The organism is Snuella lapsa, assembly GCF_039539345.1.
Lineage (GTDB): Bacteria > Bacteroidota > Bacteroidia > Flavobacteriales > Flavobacteriaceae > Snuella > Snuella lapsa.
This window is the reverse complement of sequence record NZ_BAABCY010000060.1, coordinates 1-20,276: the sequence shown is the minus strand read 5'-3', so window position 1 is coordinate 20,276 and position 20,276 is coordinate 1. Positions and strand designations below refer to the sequence as shown.

18 protein-coding genes are annotated in these 20,276 nt (G+C 37.2%); 17 read left to right on the top strand and 1 reads right to left on the bottom strand.

Annotated features, from left to right (window positions below):
* The 9 genes from ABD792_RS10890 (at position 1) to ABD792_RS10850 (ending at position 8,875) form a co-directional block, all read left to right on the top strand.
* Positions 1-840 (top strand): glycosyltransferase family 2 protein, encoded by an 840-nt coding sequence (locus ABD792_RS10890; protein ID WP_345006038.1) that lies wholly within the window; start codon positions 1-3, stop codon positions 838-840.
* Positions 841-851: 11 nt separating this feature from the next.
* The gene (locus ABD792_RS10885; RefSeq protein ID WP_345006037.1) at positions 852-1,676 is read left to right on the top strand and encodes a glycosyltransferase family 2 protein; all 825 of its coding nucleotides are present in this window, start codon (positions 852-854) and stop codon (positions 1,674-1,676) included.
* Positions 1,677-2,609, top strand: a complete 933-nt coding sequence (locus tag ABD792_RS10880) for a glycosyltransferase family 2 protein (RefSeq protein WP_345006036.1) — start codon at positions 1,677-1,679, stop codon at positions 2,607-2,609.
* 1 nt (position 2,610) lies between these two features.
* Positions 2,611-3,447 carry a glycosyltransferase family 2 protein gene (locus ABD792_RS10875; protein WP_345006035.1) on the top strand — a complete coding sequence of 279 codons (837 nt, stop codon included), beginning with the start codon at positions 2,611-2,613 and terminating at the stop codon, positions 3,445-3,447.
* Positions 3,440-4,156, top strand: coding sequence for a class I SAM-dependent methyltransferase (locus ABD792_RS10870; RefSeq protein ID WP_345006034.1), 717 nt, complete (start codon positions 3,440-3,442; stop codon positions 4,154-4,156). Before ABD792_RS10875 ends, ABD792_RS10870 begins: the two co-directional genes overlap by 8 nt.
* 3 nt (positions 4,157-4,159) lie before the next feature.
* A complete protein-coding gene (gene asnB / locus ABD792_RS10865) occupies positions 4,160-6,004 on the top strand; it encodes an asparagine synthase (glutamine-hydrolyzing) (RefSeq protein WP_345006033.1) in 1,845 nt (614 codons plus the stop codon).
* Between the two features lie 170 nt (positions 6,005-6,174).
* Entirely contained in the window at positions 6,175-7,347 is a 1,173-nt protein-coding gene (locus ABD792_RS10860; protein ID WP_345006032.1) for a glycosyltransferase family 4 protein, read from the top strand.
* Between the two features lie 8 nt (positions 7,348-7,355).
* A complete protein-coding gene (locus ABD792_RS10855; RefSeq protein ID WP_345006031.1) occupies positions 7,356-8,141 on the top strand; it encodes a class I SAM-dependent methyltransferase in 786 nt (261 codons plus the stop codon).
* Positions 8,126-8,875: a glycosyltransferase gene (locus ABD792_RS10850; protein WP_345006030.1), complete on the top strand. Its 750-nt coding sequence runs from the start codon at positions 8,126-8,128 to the stop codon at positions 8,873-8,875. Before ABD792_RS10855 ends, ABD792_RS10850 begins: the two co-directional genes overlap by 16 nt.
* A 26-nt stretch (positions 8,876-8,901) precedes the next feature.
* On the opposite strand, the gene ABD792_RS10845 is transcribed toward ABD792_RS10850, so the two are convergent.
* Positions 8,902-10,983 (bottom strand): YfhO family protein, encoded by a 2,082-nt coding sequence (locus ABD792_RS10845; RefSeq protein ID WP_345006029.1) that lies wholly within the window; start codon positions 10,981-10,983, stop codon positions 8,902-8,904.
* 233 nt (positions 10,984-11,216) lie between these two features.
* Here ABD792_RS10845 and ABD792_RS10840 point away from each other — a divergent pair, with 233 nt between their 5' ends.
* From ABD792_RS10840 to ABD792_RS10805, 8 genes are all read left to right on the top strand, one after another.
* Positions 11,217-12,599, top strand: coding sequence for an asparagine synthase-related protein (locus tag ABD792_RS10840; RefSeq protein WP_345006028.1), 1,383 nt, complete (start codon positions 11,217-11,219; stop codon positions 12,597-12,599).
* 27 nt (positions 12,600-12,626) lie between these two features.
* On the top strand, positions 12,627-13,727 hold the full coding sequence (locus ABD792_RS10835) for a glycosyltransferase (RefSeq protein WP_345006027.1): 1,101 nt from the start codon (positions 12,627-12,629) through the stop codon (positions 13,725-13,727).
* On the top strand, positions 13,724-14,908 hold the full coding sequence (locus ABD792_RS10830) for a glycosyltransferase family 4 protein (RefSeq protein WP_345006026.1): 1,185 nt from the start codon (positions 13,724-13,726) through the stop codon (positions 14,906-14,908). Before ABD792_RS10835 ends, ABD792_RS10830 begins: the two co-directional genes overlap by 4 nt.
* Before the next feature lie 94 nt (positions 14,909-15,002).
* A complete protein-coding gene (locus ABD792_RS10825; protein WP_345006025.1) occupies positions 15,003-15,962 on the top strand; it encodes a polysaccharide deacetylase family protein in 960 nt (319 codons plus the stop codon).
* Positions 15,956-16,813, top strand: coding sequence for a formyltransferase family protein (locus ABD792_RS10820; protein WP_345006024.1), 858 nt, complete (start codon positions 15,956-15,958; stop codon positions 16,811-16,813). Before ABD792_RS10825 ends, ABD792_RS10820 begins: the two co-directional genes overlap by 7 nt.
* A 4-nt stretch (positions 16,814-16,817) precedes the next feature.
* Entirely contained in the window at positions 16,818-18,242 is a 1,425-nt protein-coding gene (locus tag ABD792_RS10815; protein ID WP_345006023.1) for an MBOAT family O-acyltransferase, read from the top strand.
* A gap of 86 nt (positions 18,243-18,328) precedes the next feature.
* Positions 18,329-19,231 carry a hypothetical protein gene (locus tag ABD792_RS10810; RefSeq protein WP_345006022.1) on the top strand — a complete coding sequence of 301 codons (903 nt, stop codon included), beginning with the start codon at positions 18,329-18,331 and terminating at the stop codon, positions 19,229-19,231.
* A gap of 20 nt (positions 19,232-19,251) precedes the next feature.
* Positions 19,252-20,094, top strand: a complete 843-nt coding sequence (locus ABD792_RS10805; protein WP_345006021.1) for an FkbM family methyltransferase — start codon at positions 19,252-19,254, stop codon at positions 20,092-20,094.
* The last annotated feature ends 182 nt before the right edge of the window (positions 20,095-20,276 follow it).

Genomic DNA, 20,276 nt, shown 5'->3' with positions numbered 1-20,276 from the left:
ATGTCGTATCGAATAACCGTTGTAATTCCCTGTTATAATGATGGCGCTTATATTGAGGATGCCATTAATTCTATTTTGGGGCAGACCTTGAATGATTATCAAATTATTATTGTTGATGACGGTTCGGATAAAAGCACGAAAGATATTTTAAAGCGTCTAGACCATGAAAAAATAAAGGTTTATTACGAAGCTAACAAAGGGGTGAGCAGCGCCAGAAATTTTGGGATAGCCCTGTCTGAATCGGAATATATTTTAACATTGGATGCGGATGATTATTTTGAGCCTACTTTTCTTGAAAAGGCGCTAGACATTTTAGAAACCCACAGCGATGTTGCTGTTGTTGGGTGTTACCATTATTTGGTGTCAGATAGAAAAATAAAGCATGTTGTAAGGCCTAAAGGGGGAACAATTACAAACTTTCTTACTAAAAATGAAGGGTTGGGGAATGCTCTTTTTAGAAGATCCTGTTGGGAACAGGTTGGTGGTTATGATGCGCATATGACCACGGGGTATGAGGATTGGGAGTTTTGGATTGCTATTTTAGCTAAGGGTTGGCGTATGGAGATTATTAAGGAGCCATTGTTTTATTACCGTATTAAGGAAAACTCAAGAAATATGAAAGCTACTAACTTTCACGATTTAGAGCTAAAGTCTTATATTTTTAATAAGCATTTTAATATTTATAGTGCGCACTTTAAACGCGTGACGTTGCGTTTGTTAAAAAATAATGATAGGTTGTATAAGCGGAATATTGTTTTAACACAGTCTATTGAATATAGATTGGGACGTTTTTTGCTTACACCTTTTAAAAAAATTAAAAAGCTAATTTCTATTAAATAACCTGCATTTTTATGGCTTTAGTTTCGGTAATCATTCCCAGTTATAATTCGGCGCATTTTATAAGTGAAGCTATCGATTCTATTTTGGAGCAGACTTATGGGGAATGGGAGCTTATAGTTGTAGATGATGGTTCTACGGATGCTTTGGAAAGTGTCGTTAGGCCTTATATTGCCAAAGATGCCCGTATTAGCATGGTTGTTAAGGCTAATGGCGGTTTGGGTAGTGCCCGTAATTTTGGTATTCGTCATGCCAAGGGAACTTATATTTTGCCCCTAGATGCGGATGACCGTTTTGCTCCTACGTTTATTGAAAAGGCGGTTGCCCAATTTATAAACCGCCCGGATTTGAAGGTAGTATATTGTGAGGCTGTTTATTTTGGTGCCAAGCAAGGGCGTTGGCTTTTAAAGGATTATAGTTATAAGGATTTGTTGGTGTCCAATATGATATTTGCCAGTGCCATGTACAAGAAAGCAGATTACGAGCGGGTAGGTGGCTATGATGAACAGATACTGTATGAGGACTGGGACTATTGGTTGCGTTTGTTGCAAGATGGCGGGACGGTTTGTAAATTGCCGGAAGTATTGTTTTATTACCGGCAACACCAAGATGGTTCGTTGATGAATGCGTTGAACAAAAAAGGAGCTTTGCACAGTGCGGGCTTGGAACGTATATATGCTAAAAATGCTGCTTCTTTTATAGAGGTGTATGGTAATCCCATAGAAATAGAATTAAAGCGGCAGAAGCTGCAACGTTCCCTGGCGCATCCGTTGCACCGTTGGGTGGAAGCGCATAAGGACAAAATTATTGGCAGATTGTTATTAAAACTGGTTAGGTAAATGATGAACTTATATACCATTGTTGTTACGTATAATGGGGAGCAGTGGATAGAAGCATGTATTGAAAGCCTGGTGTCGAGCAGGCTTACTACCGAGATTGTGGTGGTTGATAATGCGAGTACTGATGGTACGGTTGCCCAGATAGCATCTCGTTTTCCAGATGTTAAGGTGTTGGCACAGCCAGAGAACCTGGGTTTTGGTAAGGCTAATAATATTGGAATTTCTTATGCCTTGGGACAGGGAGCTGATTATGTGTTTCTTTTAAACCAAGATGCTCGTGTTGGACCGGATACTTTGGAACAGCTGGTAGAGGGCTTTAAAAGGGAACCATTATATGGGGTGCTGAGTCCTGTGCAATGTACATGGAAGGGTGATGCGCTGGAGTACTATTTTTCGCAGTTTATGATGGCCAACCCCCTTTTTTACAGTGATTATGTTTTAAAGAAAGCAGCATTGGCTGTTTATGAAGTGCCTTTTGTAAATGCTGCTTCCTGGTTATTGCCCAGGCAGGTATTGGAACGGGTTGGTGGGTTTGATCCTATTTTTAAGCATTATGGTGAGGATAATAATTATTGTCAGCGTATAGCTTACCACGGGTTTAAAGTGGGTGTTGTGCCTGATGCATATGTTTATCATGATGCCAGGGTGCGCAACATGCCAAAGGACTATTTGTTTAGTGATGTGTACTGGCATCATGAGGTAAAGAATTTACAGGTTCGCTATGCCAATATTAATAGCACTTATTCTAAAAAAGATTTTAGGCTTGTTAAGCAGCGACTGGTCAGGCTTATTTTAATACAGGTACTTCAATTAAATTTAAGAAAGGCTTGGGGGTATTTAAAAAAATATAGGATATTTGAGAAGGCTTTTGGTTCTATTGAGGCGAGTCGTAAACGGAATAGCCAAAGCGGCTCTCATTATTTAAATTGTTAGCATGTTAATTAGTATTATTATCCCTACCCGAAACCGATTTGAACATGTTAGTTTGTTGCTTGCCGATATTTTAAATCAGGATATTTCCAATTATGAGATTATTGTAGTAGATCAGTCTGATGATCCAAAACCCTTGGCACATTGCAAGCATATTGTGACTGATACCTTGGGGCCTTGTGTGTCCAGAAATATAGGGGCAAAGCATAGTGAAGGGGGGATTTTGGTGTTTTTGGATGATGATGCCCGGATTGAAGCCAATTTTCTTAGGGAAATAACCCATCCGATCGTACATGATCGTTTTGATGTGGTAGCTGGTGCTATTTGTGATCCAACGGGAGCCTATAAGCCTAAGGGAAATTCGTTTTTAAAGACAAAGAATGCTAATTTTATAAAGGTGATGACCTCGAATCCTGAGGGTGCTATTTCAAGAATTACTCTGGCTTTTCCAGCTGGGTGTTCGGCGATGCTGAAGACCGTATTTAATGCTGTTGGAGGTTTTGAGGAATCGTTTGATCCGACTGGGGCAGGTGAGGATCGGGACATGGCTCTAAAGCTCTATCAACATGGGTATGCCATTTGGTATAATGCAAATGCTAAATTGTTACATGCAACAGCGCCTACAGGAGGGAGTAGGGAGGTTGGAAGCCGATCGGTGATGTTGGATGTACATACTTATAGAATGTGTAAGACTTATTTTTCTGAGGAGTTGGCAGAAAACATTAAACAGGTTGTTTTAAAGCGGTATCGGGATAATTTTAAAAAGGCACTTTTTAAGTGGCACAAGGTTCGGACGAAATACCGTGTGCTTAAACAGGTAAAACGATTATTGAATGAGTAAAAAGAGCAGTAGGGAACAGATAGCGTATTACGATGCTTTGTGGTCTAAGCGCTTGCGTATGAATTATTTGCAAATGCGACGGTCTATAAAGATATTACAGTACTTAAGCCGTATTATGCACGGGAATAAGCAGGTTCGTGTTTTGGACCTGGGATGTGGCGATGGCCGTTTTACAGCCTTTGTGGGTGAATTTGTTACTACTGATGCGATTGAGCTTTCTGAGGAGGCCGTTAAAATTGCCCAACAGCAACATCCGCATGTTCGTTTTTTTCAGGGGAGTGCTTTGGAGTATCCTTTTGAAAAGGGGTACTACGATGTTGTTATTTCACAGGAGGTTATAGAGCATATAGAGGATCAGGATGCTTATTTAAGGGTATGTTATGAGGTTTTGAAACCTGGGGGGTATTTGATTATGACCACACCCAATAAAAAGGTTTTTGACCATATGGAAGGTGGTAATTGGTCGGATCAGCCTATAGAGAAGATCATGAGCCCCAAACAATTTAAGCGATTGGTGTCATCTTATTTTAGACTTTTAAAATACGATTCGATTATTCTGGATTTTGGTAAAAAAGGCTATTTTAAGTGGATCAATCACCGTTGGGTGATTGGCGGGTGCAATAAATTGGGACTATGGAGTGTTCGGGAATTTTTAATGTCGAAGTTTGGTTTTGGTATGCACCAATGTATTTTAGGAAGAAAGGCATAGGGTATGTGTGGATTACTTGGGGAGTTTGTATATGGCAAAGCATGTTTAACGGCATTTGAGACATTTGATGCTCTTTTAGCACTTTCCAAGCAACGCGGGCCGGATTCAAACGCTATAATGGGAGGGTCTTACTACCAATTGGGGTTTAATCGCCTTGCTGTTTTGGACTTGAGCGCCAAGGGTAATCAGCCACAATACAGTCCGTCGCAGCGTTATTGTGTTGTGTTTAATGGGGAGCTTTATAATTATAAGCGTTTGGCATCTGAGCATGGTTTGCACAATTTAAGCTCGCATTGTGATACGGAGGTGTTGGTTCATTTGTTAGATGTTCTGGGTATTGAGGCTACTATGCGTTCGCTTGATGGTATGTTTGCCATTGCTATTGTAGATACTGTAAACAGAACGTTATATTTGTCCCGTGATTTTGCAGGTATCAAGCCCTTATTTTATGGGTTTGGAAAGCAAGGGGTGGTGGCAGCTTCTCAATTTGACCAGATTTTTAAGCATGGTTTTTTTAAGTCGGATTTAAGGCTCAGGCCTTCGGTTGTAAAAGGGTATTTTGGATTGGGCTATATGCAGGCTCCGGATACTATTTACGAAAATATTTTTCAAGTACGCCCTGGGGAGTTGCTTAGTGTGTCTGCTACGGGGGATGTTACAAGTACATTGCTTACCCAGTTTGAAGGGGTAGGTACAACAACGATACCGGAAGCTGCTGAGGTTTCGGAATTTGATAGGGTGTTAAGTAATGTAGTTAGTGAGCAATTGGTAAGTGATGTGCCTTTGGCGGCTTTTTTAAGCGGCGGTATTGACAGCCCCTTGGTTTGCGCCTTGGCTAAGAAGCATAAACCGGATTTGAATACGTTTACTGTTGCTGTTGCTTCGGAACAGCATGACGAAAGTGAAGCAGCAAATGATTATGCTGCGTTTTTAGGTACAGAGCATACTACGGCTCCTATGGATGCCTCGGTAATGTTAGGGCATCTTGATGCACATTTTCAAAGTCTTACTGAGCCTTTTGGGGATTATTCAAGTTTGCCTACTTATATGATTACCAAACTGGCTAAAGGGGAACATACGGTCATGTTGTCTGGTGATGGTGGGGATGAACTGTTTTTTGGCTATCCGCGTATGCAAGATGTTATAAGGAAGCGGGGATGGTTCTCTATTCCGTTTATGATACGAAAACCTCTGGTACGTCTTGGGATTAAACTCAAATTATGGCATTCCTGGAGTCCATATCTTTATAGAAGTTTGGATGCGTTTGTGATGTCCAAGCACTGTCATATTTCTTTAAAGCGTCTGGAAGCCTTGATGCCCAACACTCCTTTTGCCGAGGCTTTGGAGCGCTTGTATAAGGTACCAAATGGGATGTCTGATGGGGCGTTGTTACATTGGTTACGGTATAATGAATTTTATGGGCATATGCAGCGGGTGTTGGTTAAGGTCGATCGGATGAGTATGGCCAACAGCCTGGAGGTACGTGTTCCTTTTTTGGCAAAAGACAGTATTGCTTATGCCTGGGGTTTGGTGCCTGAGCAACGGCATGGGCGGTTTAATTTGAAAGGTTTGTTAAAAACTGTTTTGAGCTTGCATTACCCAAAGCGGCTTATTCAAACTGAAAAGAAAGGGTTTTCGGTGCCTATGTACGATTGGTTGCACGATGTATTAAAGCCTGATGTTATGCGTGTTGTGTTTGAGCATGCTTTTTATGGTGCGGCTGTTTTGGATGTTGCTGCTTTTAGGCAGTATGTGCGTGATTTTTTTGATGGTAAACACAAGGAGTTTTGGGGTGTATGGCATGTTTATGCTTGGCAAAAGTGGGCTATTAGTTCGGGATTGGTTTGAGGGAAACTTCCTTTTTTTTCGCTATTGTGGAATTCATTCTGAAACTCCCCCCTTTCTTCCGCTTCGCGAAATTCATTCCCCTCTTTGATTAAAGAGGGGAGCTGGTTTTGTTGTGGTTTGTTTGATAATTAATTTATCTTTAATGCGTAATTAAATTTATAATATCACTATTGAAAATCGCTATTTATTCTGGGAGCATACCTAGTACGACCTTTATAGAGGCTTTAATAAAAGGCATTGCTACCAGTCATGAGGTTGTTCTTTTTGGAAAATTACACAGGTTGCCAGAGTACAATAGTGGTAGGATTCGTGTTTACCCAGTGTATTCTAATCGGTTTAAGAATTTTGTATTTACTTTTTGGCGCACCGTTTTGTTATTGGTAAAATATCCTAAGCGATTTTTTGTTTTGCGACAACAAATTAAGCTTAGGTCTGGGATTTTTCACAAATACAATTGGTGGTCTCGTTATGTAGCTGTGCTGCTATATTTGCCAGACGTGTTTCATTTACAATGGGCCAAGGATCTTGAAAATTGGTTTTTTTTAAAGGAACGCTTGGGAGTGAAATTTGTTGTTAGCCTGCGGGGTGCCCATATTAATTATTCGCCGTTGGTGGATCCTGAATTGGAAACGACTTATAAGCGGTATTTTCCTGAAGTGGATGCTTTTCATGCGGTATCGAAAGCTATTGGCAAAGTGTCTCAAAATTATGGGGCTTCTGCTAGGAAGATACGGGTAATAAATTCCTTAATTCCTGAATCTACATTGAAGTTGTTTAGGTTGCCTAAACCTTTTGGGAACAATACAATACATATGGTGTCGGTAGGACGGCATCATTGGAAAAAGGGTTATGCCATGGCTTTAAACGCATGCAAACTTTTAAAGGAACAGGGTGTGTTGTTTCGATATGATATCATTGCTGATGGGAAGGTTCCGGAAGCGCTTTTGTTTCAAAGGCGGCAATTGGGTCTTGAAGATGAGGTGGTTTTTATGGAGGGCATGCAGCAAACAAAGCTTTTTGAAGCACTGCAAGACTACGATGTTTTGTTGTTGCCCAGTTTGGAGGAAGGTATCGCTAATGTGGTTTTGGAAGCAATGGCATTGGGTGTTCCGGTTATAAGTACGGATTGCGGGGGGATGCGCGAAGTTGTAGTGCCAAATGAGACCGGATGGTTGGTTGGGGTTTTGGATAGCCAAGCTTTGAAAGATGCTGTGTTAGACTTTAAAAATGCATCTTTGGAAACTCGTCAAGACATCGCTAAGCAGGCATTTAATTTGGTGAAGACCAATAATAATGCAACTGTTTTTTTAGATGAGTTTGATGATTTTTATAATATTGCCTAATAAACGTTATGGATTTACTTGAGGTTAAACATCGAAATACAGTTGCAGAAAGTCGTCATCCATGGGAATTAGCGCGGTTGGTTGTGGTCTCTAAACTCATTAAAAAGCATGCTTTAATAAAAAAAGGGGGTACGGTTTTGGATATAGGTTGTGGGGATGTTTTTGTGATAGCATCGTTGGCTAAGCAATATCCTGAAACGGATTTTTTAGCTGTTGATACTGCTTTTGATGCTTCTTTAATAGCGAGTTATAGCAATGCGCTTGAAGTTGATAACTTAAAACTGTATGCTTCTTTAGATGAGGCTTTAGAAGGGGACATTGCGAAAATTGATTTGGTATTGTTATTAGATGTTGTGGAACACATAGAGGATGACCGGGCTTTTTTGAAGGTTATTGCAAATAATGACCAGATAATTAGGGATACCAATATTTTAATAACTGTTCCAGCTTTTCAAAAGTTGTTTTGTTCTCACGATGTCTTTTTGAAACATTATAGAAGGTACGATAACAAGCAGTTAAGGGGTCTTGTTAATAAGGTGGGACTTGCAGAGGTTGTAAGTGGATATTTCTTTTTTAGTTTGTTGCCATTGCGAATTGTAAAGGTAATTAAGGAAAGGGTTTTTAAAGCAAAAAACGAAAACACGTCGGACCTGGTGCAATGGAACGGAAATACATTTATATCAAAACTGCTTAAAAATTTGTTGGTAGTTGATTATAAAATAACCTCTTCTTTTAAAGGGATAGGTATCAATATTTATGGCTTGTCAAATTATATGATATGCAAAAAACAGTAATTATTGTGCCTTGTTTTAACGAGGTTAATAGATTAAGTGCTAAGAGCTATTTGCAATTTTTGGATGCGAATAGGGCTGTTGATTTATGCTTTGTGAACGATGGTAGCACGGATGGTACTTTGGATGTTTTGTCTGATATGAAAAATAAAAACCATAGCCGTATTCATATAATTACAATTGGCCACAATAAGGGGAAAGCCAATGCTGTTAGAACGGGCATTTTAGAAATGTATGCAAAGGAATTATATGATTTTTTTGGTTTTTGGGATGCTGATCTGTCTACGCCTTTATTAGAGATTGGGTCTTTTTTGGATGAACTTACTGAAACAACTTCTGTGAAAATTGTTCTTGGTTCTCGTGTAAAAAGATTAGGGGCGGAAATTACCAGAAAAATGATGCGCCATTATTTTGGGAGGATTTTTGCAACATGGGTTAGTTATAGTTTGGATTTACCGGTGTATGATAGTCAGTGTGGCGCCAAACTGTTTAAAAAAGAGTTGGTTCTTAATCTTTTTGAAACGCCGTTTGTGACATCGTGGTTGTTTGATGTGGAGCTTCTTGCAAGGTTGAGAATTCATTTTAACAAGGCAGAGGTTTTGGGACTTGTTAAGGAAATTCCATTAAGTAAATGGCAAGATGTTGACGGTTCGAACCTTAAAATAAAGCATATGCTTATGGTGCCATTTCAGTTGATTGAAATTAGTAGGGTGTATAGGGGGCAATTTAAAAAATAACGGGTTAATTGGTTGGTGTTTTGTGGTTATTGAGATTCCTTCATTCGTCGGAATTTAAGGATACTATATAATAGGCACAATACAAGTGTAATCAATGCAATAATGCCTCCTAAAATTTCTAATTTAGGGGTGTACCTAAATTCTATTGTGTTATTTCCGGAAGGTAAAATTGCAGATATTAAGGTATTGTTGGTTGTGTAAATTTCTCTTTTTTGTTTGTTGATGTAGACTTCCCATCCTGGGTAGTTGTTTTGCAACAGTGTAATGACTTGTTGGGTTTTGGTATGGGTTTTTGCAACAATTTTATTAGGTGAAAACGTGGTTATTGTTATGTTATCGTTTTGGTGCGTGGAAAGGTTTAAGCGAGATAGTGTATGATAGTCTGCATCATTAAAAAACAAATGTGATGGAATTTGTGGGGTTTGTGTATCTATTTCTTTAATTGGAAAAATACTATCTGAAAGAAAAATGAGCTTATTGTTAAGTGTGGTATTGAAGTAATGCGATTCTTTAAATAGGTTGTAATTTGTTAATTGGAACGGGTTGCTGCCATCAAAGCCTATTTGTTTGTCGAATATATTTAAATTATGGTATAAACCGGGAATGTTTAAGGCATTGCTTTTTTCTGGAATGGCATCTTTAATGGTATTATTATGGTAGTTTGCCGTAGAGAATCCGTCCTGTAATGTGTTGAATCCGTCCTGCGCAGCTTTAAAATTTCTATTTGAAATGACTGTTGCTCCTATGTTGAGTTGCGTTGATAGGATCATGTCGCACGTTAGGCATACCAAGAGACCAATAATGGCATGATTTACAGACTTGTTCTTGTAAATTAATGTTGTTAATCCTAATAATACAAAAACATAAAAAAATCCTTGTATAATGATATTGGCGGTGATGGAACCATTTGGGCTTAATTTCATTTTGACTAAATAGGTAATGCTATTGTAAATAGCATCTGTAGGTACTTGAAAACTTAGGTATGCAATTAATACGGTAATTAAAAGAGAGGAAATCAATAATGCTTTTAAAATTGCTGTTTTGTAGTGTTGGAAATGTTTTATAAGGTGATTAAAAATATATCCGGCACTTAAAATAAAAAATAGGATAACAAAGTACCTAAAAATGGACGGGTACTTAAAAAGATTCATGCCTGGGATATACCTAAAAAGTAAACCGCGTAAAGGTGTAGCGTTGCCGGTAGCAGCGAGTAAAAAGAAACAGCCAATTATTAAAGGTATGAATGCTTTTTTTGTGGTTTTACGTAAAGAAAAAAAGATAATGAATATAAGGCTTAAGATTCCAAAATAGCCATTAGCCATGGATAATTCTGTATCCCAGTACTCAATATTAGTTGCTGCGGCATATGGAAATAAAAAAGAGGTAAATGCACGAAATGAAAAGGGGTATTGCATGGCTTGCTCTAAAGTTATAGCTTGGCCTCTTGAAAAATATGGCAAGACTTTTAAAACGGATATAATGTAGCCAGCAGATAAAAGTAAGGTTGAAACCGACATGATCCCAATGTACTTTAATATTGACCAAAGTTTTGAAAATGATTTTTTGCGAAGGCACTTGGTGATCTGATGTATGGTGTATATGCACAGGATGTAAAAAACGATAATGAAAAAACCGCTATAGCCACCGGTTAATAAAAGAAATATGAAAATGCTTGCTTTTATTGCTGTATAGAAATTGGGGGCTTTAAACATGTTTAAGACAGTAACAAAAACAAAAGGAATCCAAGCACTGCTTACTATCCAAGAGAGGTGCTGGGCATTGCCTATAATAATCCCAGAAAAAACATAACTAATTGACATAAAAAAAGCGGTCTCTGGAGCTAGTTTTAATGTTTTACCCAAAGCTTGGATACCCAGACCGCCAATAAAAATGTGCAGTAGGAATTCGAAATTTATGGCATAAAAATCATAGCCAAATACTGTTCCAATGATCCAGGTTATGGGATACCACGCTGCACTTTGTGGATCTGCATGAATTGGATAGCCTAAAAATTGATGTGGATTCCAAAAGGGTAAATAGCCATGACTGAGGCATTCTCCAATATAATATTTCATTGGAAAGAAATAAGACAGCATGTCCCATTTCATTATTTTAAGCATAAAGCTGAGTTGCCAAAAGCCAATAATAATGCTAATGAGTAATAAGAGTTGCCATTTGTATTTTTTTAGAAGGTACTGGAGCACTATGGAATTGATTGGTGAATGTGTTTGGTTTTTTTGCGTTTTAAAAATAATTATAATTATTTAATGAATAAGGTTATTTTAGCGGTAGTTATAAGTTTCTTAAATAGGCTATATTTTAGATTGCCATTATTTTGGATTTGAAAACCTTAAAAACCGATATAATCCCCAAGCGTCCTACTGGCATAAAAGTAGCAGCTCCCCATGAGTTGGACTTGAAGGCCATTTGTTGTTTTGTTGCAACTGGTTTTTTTTTAGATAGTGATACTTATTGGCAAGATGAAAAGGTATTGGCTCCAGGATGCATACATATTATAGATGATACTGGTACATTGCAGGGATCGGAAGCTTATTTTGAATGGCATTCAAGTCCTAGAAATTTACCCTTTAATCAAGCTTTGGATGCGTTTTCGGAATTATTTGAAAATATTGTTACGGAACAAACCCAGGGGCATCGGGTGATATTGCCCTTGTCGGGAGGCTTGGACAGTAGAACTCAAGCAGTGGCTTTAAGGAATCATGCCAGTGTTAATACTTTTAGTTATGCTTTTAAAAATGGCTATCCTGAAACTAAGATAGCAAAACAAATAGCGCAACAGTTGGGTATGCCTTTTCGGTCGTTTGAAATACAACCGGGGTATTTATGGACTTGTATAGATGCGTTGGCAAAGATTAACGGGTGTTATTCTGAGTTTACGCATCCGAGACAGATGGCGGTTATAAATACCATTGGCTCTATGGGTGATTTATTTTCTTTGGGGCATATGGGTGATTTGTTGTTTGATACTATGGGGCTTCCTCAACTAAATTTTGATGAGGAAGTGTCGCTTATACAAGAGCGGTTTGTTAAAAAGGGAGGGTATGAGCTAGGTGCGTTATTGTGGACATCTTGGGGGCTAATAGGAGATTTTGATGCGTATTTAAAACTTCGGCTGTCGGAGATGTTATCGAAAATAACCATTGGTGATACCAATGCCAAATTACGTGCTTTTAAGTCCCGATACGCGGTTACCCGCTGGTCTTCCAATAACTTATCGGTTTTTGAATCTGCCGCCCCAATAGCCTTGCCCTATTATGATAATAGGATGTATGATTTTGTTTGTAGCTTGCCAGAAGCTTATTTGTCTAATAGACGGCTACAAATAGCCTATATTAAGCGACATGCCCCAGCTTTGGCTAAGATTACCTGGCAGGCGCAAAGGCCATATAATTTATATAACTACAGTAGAAACAGACCGCCTTATAATTTGCCATACCGATTGTTTAATAAGTCCAAGCGAATTCTTAAAGGTGCCCTAAACCGTCCATATGTAATGCGCAATTGGGAACTGCAATTTGTAGGCGAGGCGAACGACAAGCATTTGAAGCACCATTTGTTTGATTCGGGGCTTGATACCCTAGTACCTTTAGCACATATTGAGCTTATTTATAAAAAGTTTAAAACCCATGATGCTGTATGTTATTCGCATCCCGTAAGTATGTTGTTAACGCTGGCTATGTTTAATAATCTATTTAATAAATAATATTTTGAATATCTTTAGACAGAGGCTATGAAGCATAAGAGGTTAAAAATACTTTATACGATACCCAATTTTGAAACTGCTGGTAGTGGAAAGGTGGTTTATGATTTGGTAAAGCATCTTAATTTAGAGTATTTTGAGCCTGAGATTTGTTGTTTTCATAGTCGCGGTGCTTTTTATGATGAGGTAAAGTCCTTAGGTTTTAAAATGCATACGTTTAATTTTGCTGTGCCTTATCGTCCTTATATAAGTTTGCCTTTTCGGGTATTGAAAATAGCTCGGTTTTTTAAAAAGCATCGATTTGATATTATTCATTCCTGGCATTGGAGTTCGGATATTACTGAGCCTTTGGCAGCTAAATTGGCCGGGATTCCATTTATATATACCAAGAAGGCTATGGGGTGGGGCAATAAAGCCTGGTGTTGGCGTAGTGCTTTAAGTAGCAAAATCGTAACGGTTAATTTTGATATGCAGGCCTTTTTTAAGGGGCGGCTTTTAAAAAAAGTAATTTCTATACCTTTTGGGGTTGATACTGAGTATTATTGTAAGCAGCCAAAACGTTATGAAACGCCAGAGGGTATTGTGTTTAAGAAAACGGATTTTGTTATTTTATCGGTTGTCAATTTTATTCCGGTTAAAGGCATAGAATTTTTAATTGAAGCGTTTGATACTATAGGGGATAAGCAAATGAAATTATGTTTTGTGGGGGATAGCAGTAATGTTTACGGTCAAAAGATGCAAGCACTGGCCAGGATGAACCCTAATATTTATTTTTTTGGAAAGCAACAGGATGTTAGACCATATCATGCTTTGGCCGATGTGTTTGTAATCCCTACACGACGTTTGGGTGAGGGGTTGCCTATGGCGCCAATAGAGGCTATGGCTTCTGGGCTTTTTGTTATAGGGTCTCGTGTTAGTGGTATAAAAGATGTTTTAAAACCTTTTGATGATTGTATGTTCGATCCAGATGATGTTATGGCTTTAAAAGAGAAGCTAATAGAGATAAAAGCACTTTCTGAACAGGAAAAAGTATCATTGAAAGGGGCAATGCAAGCTCATGTTAAGCATCGTTTTTCATTAACGGCTTTTATTGGAAGTCATGAAACTTTGTATAAAGAAGTAGTTGTATGAAAATAGGATTGGTATTGGCAGCGCCACCTGGGTATTCGGAAACCTTTTTTATGTCCAAAATAAAGGGGTTGCAGGCACAGGGAATGGAAGTGGTTTTATTTTCCCAAACTAAATCTTCGACGTTTACTTTGTGTGCGACCAAGGTCGCTTATCCATTTGTAAAAAGCAATTTGTTAAAACAATTGTTTTGGGGAGGGGTTGTATGCTTTAGGCTACTATGGCATTTTAAGCGCGTTGTTAAGTTTATAAGTTTAGAACAACGGGCAAAGCGTTCTTTGCCAGCTATTATTAAAAACTTGTATGCGAGTGCGCATATTTTAACAGTGACATTAGACTGGTTGCATTTTGGATTTGCAACGATGGCTCTTGGGAAAGAGCATGTGGCTAAAAGCATTGGAGCCAAAATGGCCGTTAGTTTGAGGGGGTTTGATATTGCGATTTATCCGATAAAGCATGAAGGTTGTTATAAGCATTTATGGCTACAGGTAGATAAGTTGCATACAATTTCTAATGATTTGTATGATTTGGCTGTTAGGAACGGTTTGTCTAAAACCATACCATATCAAAAAATAACACCAGCTATAGATGTGCGCCTTTTTAAAGCAGGGGAAAAGTACTTTAGTGAAAGTGGAACGGATTTAACCCTGTTAACAGTAGCCAGATTACATTGGAAAAAGGGATTGCTTGAAACCTTAAAGGCTCTGACTCTACTAAAGGCTCAAGGTGTTGCGTTTACATATACTATTGTGGGAGCAGGACCTTTGAAAGAAGAGCTTGTGTATACTATTCATTTATTGGGACTTAATGACCATGTGGTATTGGCAGGTGTAAAAAGCCCCGAAAGCGTTAAGGATATGCTGGAAAAGCATGAAGTGTATATTCAATATAGTATCTCGGAAGGTTTTTGTAATGCATTACTTGAGGCACAAGCCATGGGTTTGTTATGTGTTGCTTCTGATGCTGAAGGCCTGCCTGAAAATGTAAAGCATGAAACATCTGGATGGATTGTTCCAAAAAGTGCGCCAGAGGCATTGGCAACCCAATTATTGAAGGTAAGTACATTGCCTTTGGAGGAAAAGCAACGTATTTCTCGGCAGGCGGTAAATAGGGTTCGGAAACTATTTGATATAGAACAGCAAAAGCAGGCATTTGAGGAATTTTATCTAAATTACCCAAACTAAAGATAGATGTGTTTAGTGTAAAGAGTAGTAAAGTATAAATTGTTTAATCCATATTTGTAAGAAACATAAAAGTATGAGGAGGCTCGTTAAAAACTTGAATCATTATTTTTCTGAGAAATATGTGAGTAATTTTCGTTTCAGACCTTATATTCAAACTATTTTAATCCATAAAATTTATAAGAATCGAGATGAGTTGATTCCTGAAAACGGTGCTTTTTTAGAAGGTGTGGATATCAGTCAACTTGAAGCTTTTGTAAGTTATTTTGTTAAACGTGGTGTTGAATTTATTAATGAGACAGATATTCTTGAGGATAAATTGGATCCAAACAAGCAGTATATATATTTAACTTTTGACGATGGCTATTATAATAATTTTAGATGTTTAGATATCTTAGAAAAGTATAAAGTTAAAGCTACGTTTATGATATCTACCAATCATGTTAAAGAACAAAAAGCTTTTTGGTGGGATATTTTGTTTAGGGAGATTAAATTGAATAAAGGGCATAAGACCGATGCAGAGATTAATAATACAATTCATTCAAAAAATCTTATGTTGTATAGGATGAAATGGCAAGATCAAGAAGATTTTATAAAGGATAATTTTGGATTAAGATCATTAGATCCCTCGAGTGATGTGGATCGCCCCATGACAGAGAGTGAGCTAAGGCAGTTTGCATCTCATCCTTTTGTTACTTTAGGAAATCATACGGATAATCATTTGAATGTTACCTTGTACGATGCAGACGAGTTAATAAGCTCCATTAAATCGGCCGAAAACTTTTTGAATAGTGTGACTTCTCAACAGATATGTTCTGTCTCGTATCCTCATGGGTTGTATAATGATGCTTGTGTAAATATAATTTCTAAATTAGGATATCGTATTGGGGTAACCGTGAATTCAGGAAGAAATAATGTATCGGAATTAAGCGATACCCATGCTTTAATGAGATTGAATCGAGTGGTTTTGTCTGGTTTTTCGGATATTGAACAACAATGTAGGAACATCCATATAGGGTTTTCTTTGTATTCACATTTAAACAGTTTAAAATGGTAAGACTTGTTGTACTGATAGGTGCTCCCACACCTCCACTAATTTATTTTGTTAATACAATAAATAAATACCATAAAATTGATTTATTGATTGTTGAGAGGCCAAAACATAGAATCCATTCAAGAAGTAAAAGAAAATATAAACTGCGTTCTATCTTTTCTATCACAAAAATACTGAAGTATCTTTTGTTAAAAATTGAAAAAAAGAAGACTATTGCGGAAAGGCAATCTCGTAACCGCAAAAACAATCTTTATTATAAAAAAATATATGGAGATGATTTTATAGCTATCGACAATACTATTGAATGTGTTGAAGTTGCTGATATAAATTCTAAAAAGGTTGAAGAATCTATTAAAAAAATTAATCCGGATTTAATGCTTGATCATGGAACGTCACTAGTTAAGTCGAATATTATAGGTTTATCTGAAATGACATTGAATTTGCATTGGGGACTTTCGCCTTATTACCGTGGGGTAGATTGTACAAAAAGGGCCTTGTTTAATTGGGATATTAACAATATAGGGGTTACGGTTCATAAATTAAGTAATAAAATTGATGGCGGCGAAATTTTTGGACAAGCAAGGGTAGAGGTCGCACCCCAAGATACTGTAGATTCCATAAATGCGAGGGAGACCTATCTGGGAGTCGAAATTATAAAGCGATATATAGATATGGTCAAGTCCAACAGTGCTATTAATTTTCATAAACAGGTTTTGGAAGACGGGTTTCTTTTTAAAGGCATTCATAGAAACAGTAGTATAGATGCGTTTATTGGTTCTTTGGATGAGGATAAGCTATCTAAAATGATTCAACACCCTAGTAGAAAAAGTATGAATATTATAGAAATATTATAATTGGATGCTTTTTAACTCTTTACCATTTTTAATCTTCCTTCCTACGGTATTTGCGTTGTATTGGTTTGTTTTTAAAAAATACTTACGCGTTCAAAATGGGTTCGTTATTGTTGCCAGTTATGTGTTTTACGGTTGGTGGGATTATCGGTTTTTAGGGTTGATTATAGTAAGTACGCTTATAGATTTTTGTGTTGGTTTTGAGTTGGGAAGGCAAAAGCATGAAGTAAAGCGTAGGGTTCTCTTATTGGTGAGCTTGGTATGTAATTTGGGGTTGTTAGGTTTTTTTAAATATTATAATTTTTTTGTAGATACATGGGTTGATGCCTGGCATAGCTTGGGTGTTGTTATGCATCCAGCTACTTTACAGATTATTTTACCAGTTGGTATCTCTTTTTATACTTTTCAAACTTTAAGTTATACGATTGATATTTATAGAAAAGAACTTAAGCCTACAAAGGATTTAGTAGCATTTGCTGCCTATGTGTCCTTCTTCCCCCAGTTGGTTGCTGGTCCTATAGAACGCGCAAGGCATTTATTGCCGCAGTTTACGGAAGGCAGGCATTTTGTGTTCGATTTTGCAAAGAGTGGATTGCATTTAATATTGTGGGGTTTGTTCAAAAAAGTAGTGGTAGCAGATAACTGTGCCTTTTTTGTGTCACTTATTTTTGAGAATCCCAGTGGTTTTTCGACATTGGAATTGTTGTTGGGAGCTGTGTTGTTCGGTTTTCAAATTTATGGCGACTTTTCGGGCTATTCTGATATGGCTATAGGGATGGGGCGTTTATTTGGATTTCATTTAAGGACTAATTTTAGATTTCCTTATTTTTCCAGAAATATAGCTGAGTTTTGGAGACGGTGGCATGTTTCGCTTTCTACTTGGTTTCGTGATTATGTCTACATTCCATTGGGGGGCTCTAGAGTTTCGCTTTATAAACAAGTACGCAATGTTTGTATTGTTTTTTTGGTAAGTGGGTTTTGGCATGGGGCCAATTGGACCTTTATTGTTTGGGGAGGTATTCATGCTTTGCTTTTTGTACCATTGCTATTGTTTCGCAATACCAAAAAGTATCAAGAATCTGGGTTTGCATTGCGGCAGCTACTACCTATGATTGGGACTTTTTTATTGGTTACATTGGCTTGGGTGTTTTTTAGAAGTAATAGTATAGAGGCCGCTTTAATTTATCTAAAGACGTTGTTTTTGTTTAAAGCTTTTGATTTGGATGTGTTCTATAATACTCCTAAGTACCTGTTGTTCTCATTGATTAGTGGGTTTAGTATTTTGATTATGTTGTGTATGGAGTTTCGGGCGTTTAAAAGGCAACGGGATGCGTTGGAATTTTCGTTTTTAGGAGGTTTGATAATTGCGTTATTGATTATGTTTCTAGGGGTTTTTAAAAACCCGTCCGATTTTATATATTTTCAATTTTAAAGTAATATTGGAGGCTTGAAATGAGATGTTGGTTGTGCTTAGCGAAGTACTGCTTTTTATTTGGGTAATAAAGGTCATATTTGTGAATGAAAAAGTTTATAGGTTATATTTTAAGTTTTGGTGTCGTTTTTTATTTATTGTTACATATTATATCTGTAGCAAGTTTTTGGACACTTCGCCGATCGGCCTTTTATAAACCTCCTTTTTTGGTTAATGAGGTTAAGGTTTCTGATTTTGACTATATTATTTTAGGGGCCAGTACTGGCTTAACAACACTAAATACACATATTATAGATTCTATTACAGGAAAGCAAGGTATTAATTTAGCTATTGACGATACAGGCTTATCCAATCATTACTTAATGTTGCAACATTTTTTAGCTAATGGAAAAATCACCCGTTATTGCGTCTTGAATACTTCATTGGAGGCGTTTGACAGACAGCATAATTTTTTGGGGGATAATGATTATCGGTTTTTAATGTATAGGGATAAAGATTATGTTTTTAATTATTATAATTCTCTAGCTCCTAAAGAAGGTTTTAATGTATTGAGGTATTCCAAATGGACTCCTTTTTTAGGTCTTAGCTATTATAATACGGAATTGTTTTTTCCTGCCTTGTCAAGTGTTTTTTACCCACATAAGCGCAATCGGTTTGATAGCTTAGGGAATTATACCTATTCGAATGTTACTGGAACGCCAGCGCTTAAGAATAAAACTGAAAAAGAAATAAGGTTTAAGAATCCTTATTTGAAGAAGATTGAAACGCTTTGTAAACAAAACAATATTGAACTGATTTATTATTTTTCACCAGATAAAACCCGAAATGTAAAGTGTTTTTCGTCTAGTCGCAATGTTATTAACCATACCGATGTTTTTAAGGAAGTACCTTATTTTTATGATGCTATTCACGTAGTTAGAAAGGGTAATAGGGAGGCAAGTAAGCTGTTTGCAAATGAATTAATAAAGTTATATTTGATCGAAGAATAAGAAGTATAAGTAGTGTAAACATGCTAAAGTCATTATTAGTATCTGTATACAGGCGTTTGCCTGGTAAATTGAGATTTAAGCTGGGAAAGCTGAAATTTTTGAAGCCATTGCGGGATATGCTATTTCGTGGAAAAAAAAGTTATAGGGAAGTTTCTGGAAAGGTTAAGAAAGTTTATGGCGGTTATGATATGGGGTTTTGGTTTTTTGGTTCTATTCAGGATGTAGCCAAGGCAAAAGGTAAGGGGGTTGAAAGTACTTTGTTAAATAATAGTATTGAAATAATTAAAACATATAAAGCCTGTCAAGATGATTGCGTTGTGTTTGATATTGGTGCTAATTTTGGATTTTTGAGTTTGGTTTGGGCACAATCTGTAAGTAAAAATGGAGGTTGCGTACATGCTTTTGAACCCAATCCAACGGTTTTTAAGTCCTTTCAAAAATCCATTGTCAAGAATGATTTGGAGGTAGTTATAGCCGCCAATCATGCAGCCTTGGGAAATGAAAATAAGATTATAGACCTGTATTTGAGTAATACGACGTCCAATGTTTTAGAGTCTATACATTCTGGGGTGAAGACACAGGTTGACATGTTTAGACTGGATTCTTATGTCCAGAACAACAGTGTGAATAGGTGTGATCTCATAAAAATTGATGTAGATGGTATTGAGTTGGATATATTGAAGGGAGCTGAAGAAACTTTAAAAGCATTTGAGCCTATATTTGTTGTAGAAACTAATAGCGATATGCGTATTGTAGACTTTTTTAAATCTCATGGTTATGAGGTTTTGGATATGAATTTGCAGCCCTTTAAGGATGGAGATTCTTTACCTGTAAATGTGTTTTGTGTGCCGAAACAGGTTTAATTGGCTACTTCTTAAAGTTGGGAACTCCCCTTTCTTTCGCTTTGCGAAATTCATTCCCCTCTTTGGGAAAAGAGGGGGCAGTAGGGAAATTCCTTTTTTTTCTATTGCTGAATTTATTGGTTTCAAATTAGGGTCTAAAACCCTGCAATTTCATTGCAGCACTTTAGTTATATTAAAAATTA

Bases quoted from the DNA above. Each gene is read 5' to 3' on its own strand.
- ABD792_RS10890 (WP_345006038.1), top strand. From the start codon at position 1: ATGTCGTATCGAATAACCGTTGTAATTCCCTGTTATAATGATGGCGCT.
- ABD792_RS10885 (WP_345006037.1), top strand. From the start codon at position 852: ATGGCTTTAGTTTCGGTAATCATTCCCAGTTATAATTCGGCGCATTTT.
- ABD792_RS10880 (WP_345006036.1), top strand. From the start codon at position 1,677: ATGATGAACTTATATACCATTGTTGTTACGTATAATGGGGAGCAGTGG.
- ABD792_RS10875 (WP_345006035.1), top strand. From the start codon at position 2,611: ATGTTAATTAGTATTATTATCCCTACCCGAAACCGATTTGAACATGTT.
- ABD792_RS10870 (WP_345006034.1), top strand. From the start codon at position 3,440: ATGAGTAAAAAGAGCAGTAGGGAACAGATAGCGTATTACGATGCTTTG.
- asnB (WP_345006033.1), top strand. From the start codon at position 4,160: ATGTGTGGATTACTTGGGGAGTTTGTATATGGCAAAGCATGTTTAACG.
- ABD792_RS10855 (WP_345006031.1), top strand. From the start codon at position 7,356: ATGGATTTACTTGAGGTTAAACATCGAAATACAGTTGCAGAAAGTCGT.
- ABD792_RS10850 (WP_345006030.1), top strand. From the start codon at position 8,126: ATGCAAAAAACAGTAATTATTGTGCCTTGTTTTAACGAGGTTAATAGA.
- ABD792_RS10845 (WP_345006029.1), bottom strand. From the start codon at position 10,983: ATGAAATGGGACATGCTGTCTTATTTCTTTCCAATGAAATATTATATT.
- ABD792_RS10835 (WP_345006027.1), top strand. From the start codon at position 12,627: ATGAAGCATAAGAGGTTAAAAATACTTTATACGATACCCAATTTTGAA.
- ABD792_RS10830 (WP_345006026.1), top strand. From the start codon at position 13,724: ATGAAAATAGGATTGGTATTGGCAGCGCCACCTGGGTATTCGGAAACC.
- ABD792_RS10820 (WP_345006024.1), top strand. From the start codon at position 15,956: ATGGTAAGACTTGTTGTACTGATAGGTGCTCCCACACCTCCACTAATT.
- ABD792_RS10815 (WP_345006023.1), top strand. From the start codon at position 16,818: ATGCTTTTTAACTCTTTACCATTTTTAATCTTCCTTCCTACGGTATTT.
- ABD792_RS10810 (WP_345006022.1), top strand. From the start codon at position 18,329: ATGAAAAAGTTTATAGGTTATATTTTAAGTTTTGGTGTCGTTTTTTAT.
- ABD792_RS10805 (WP_345006021.1), top strand. From the start codon at position 19,252: ATGCTAAAGTCATTATTAGTATCTGTATACAGGCGTTTGCCTGGTAAA.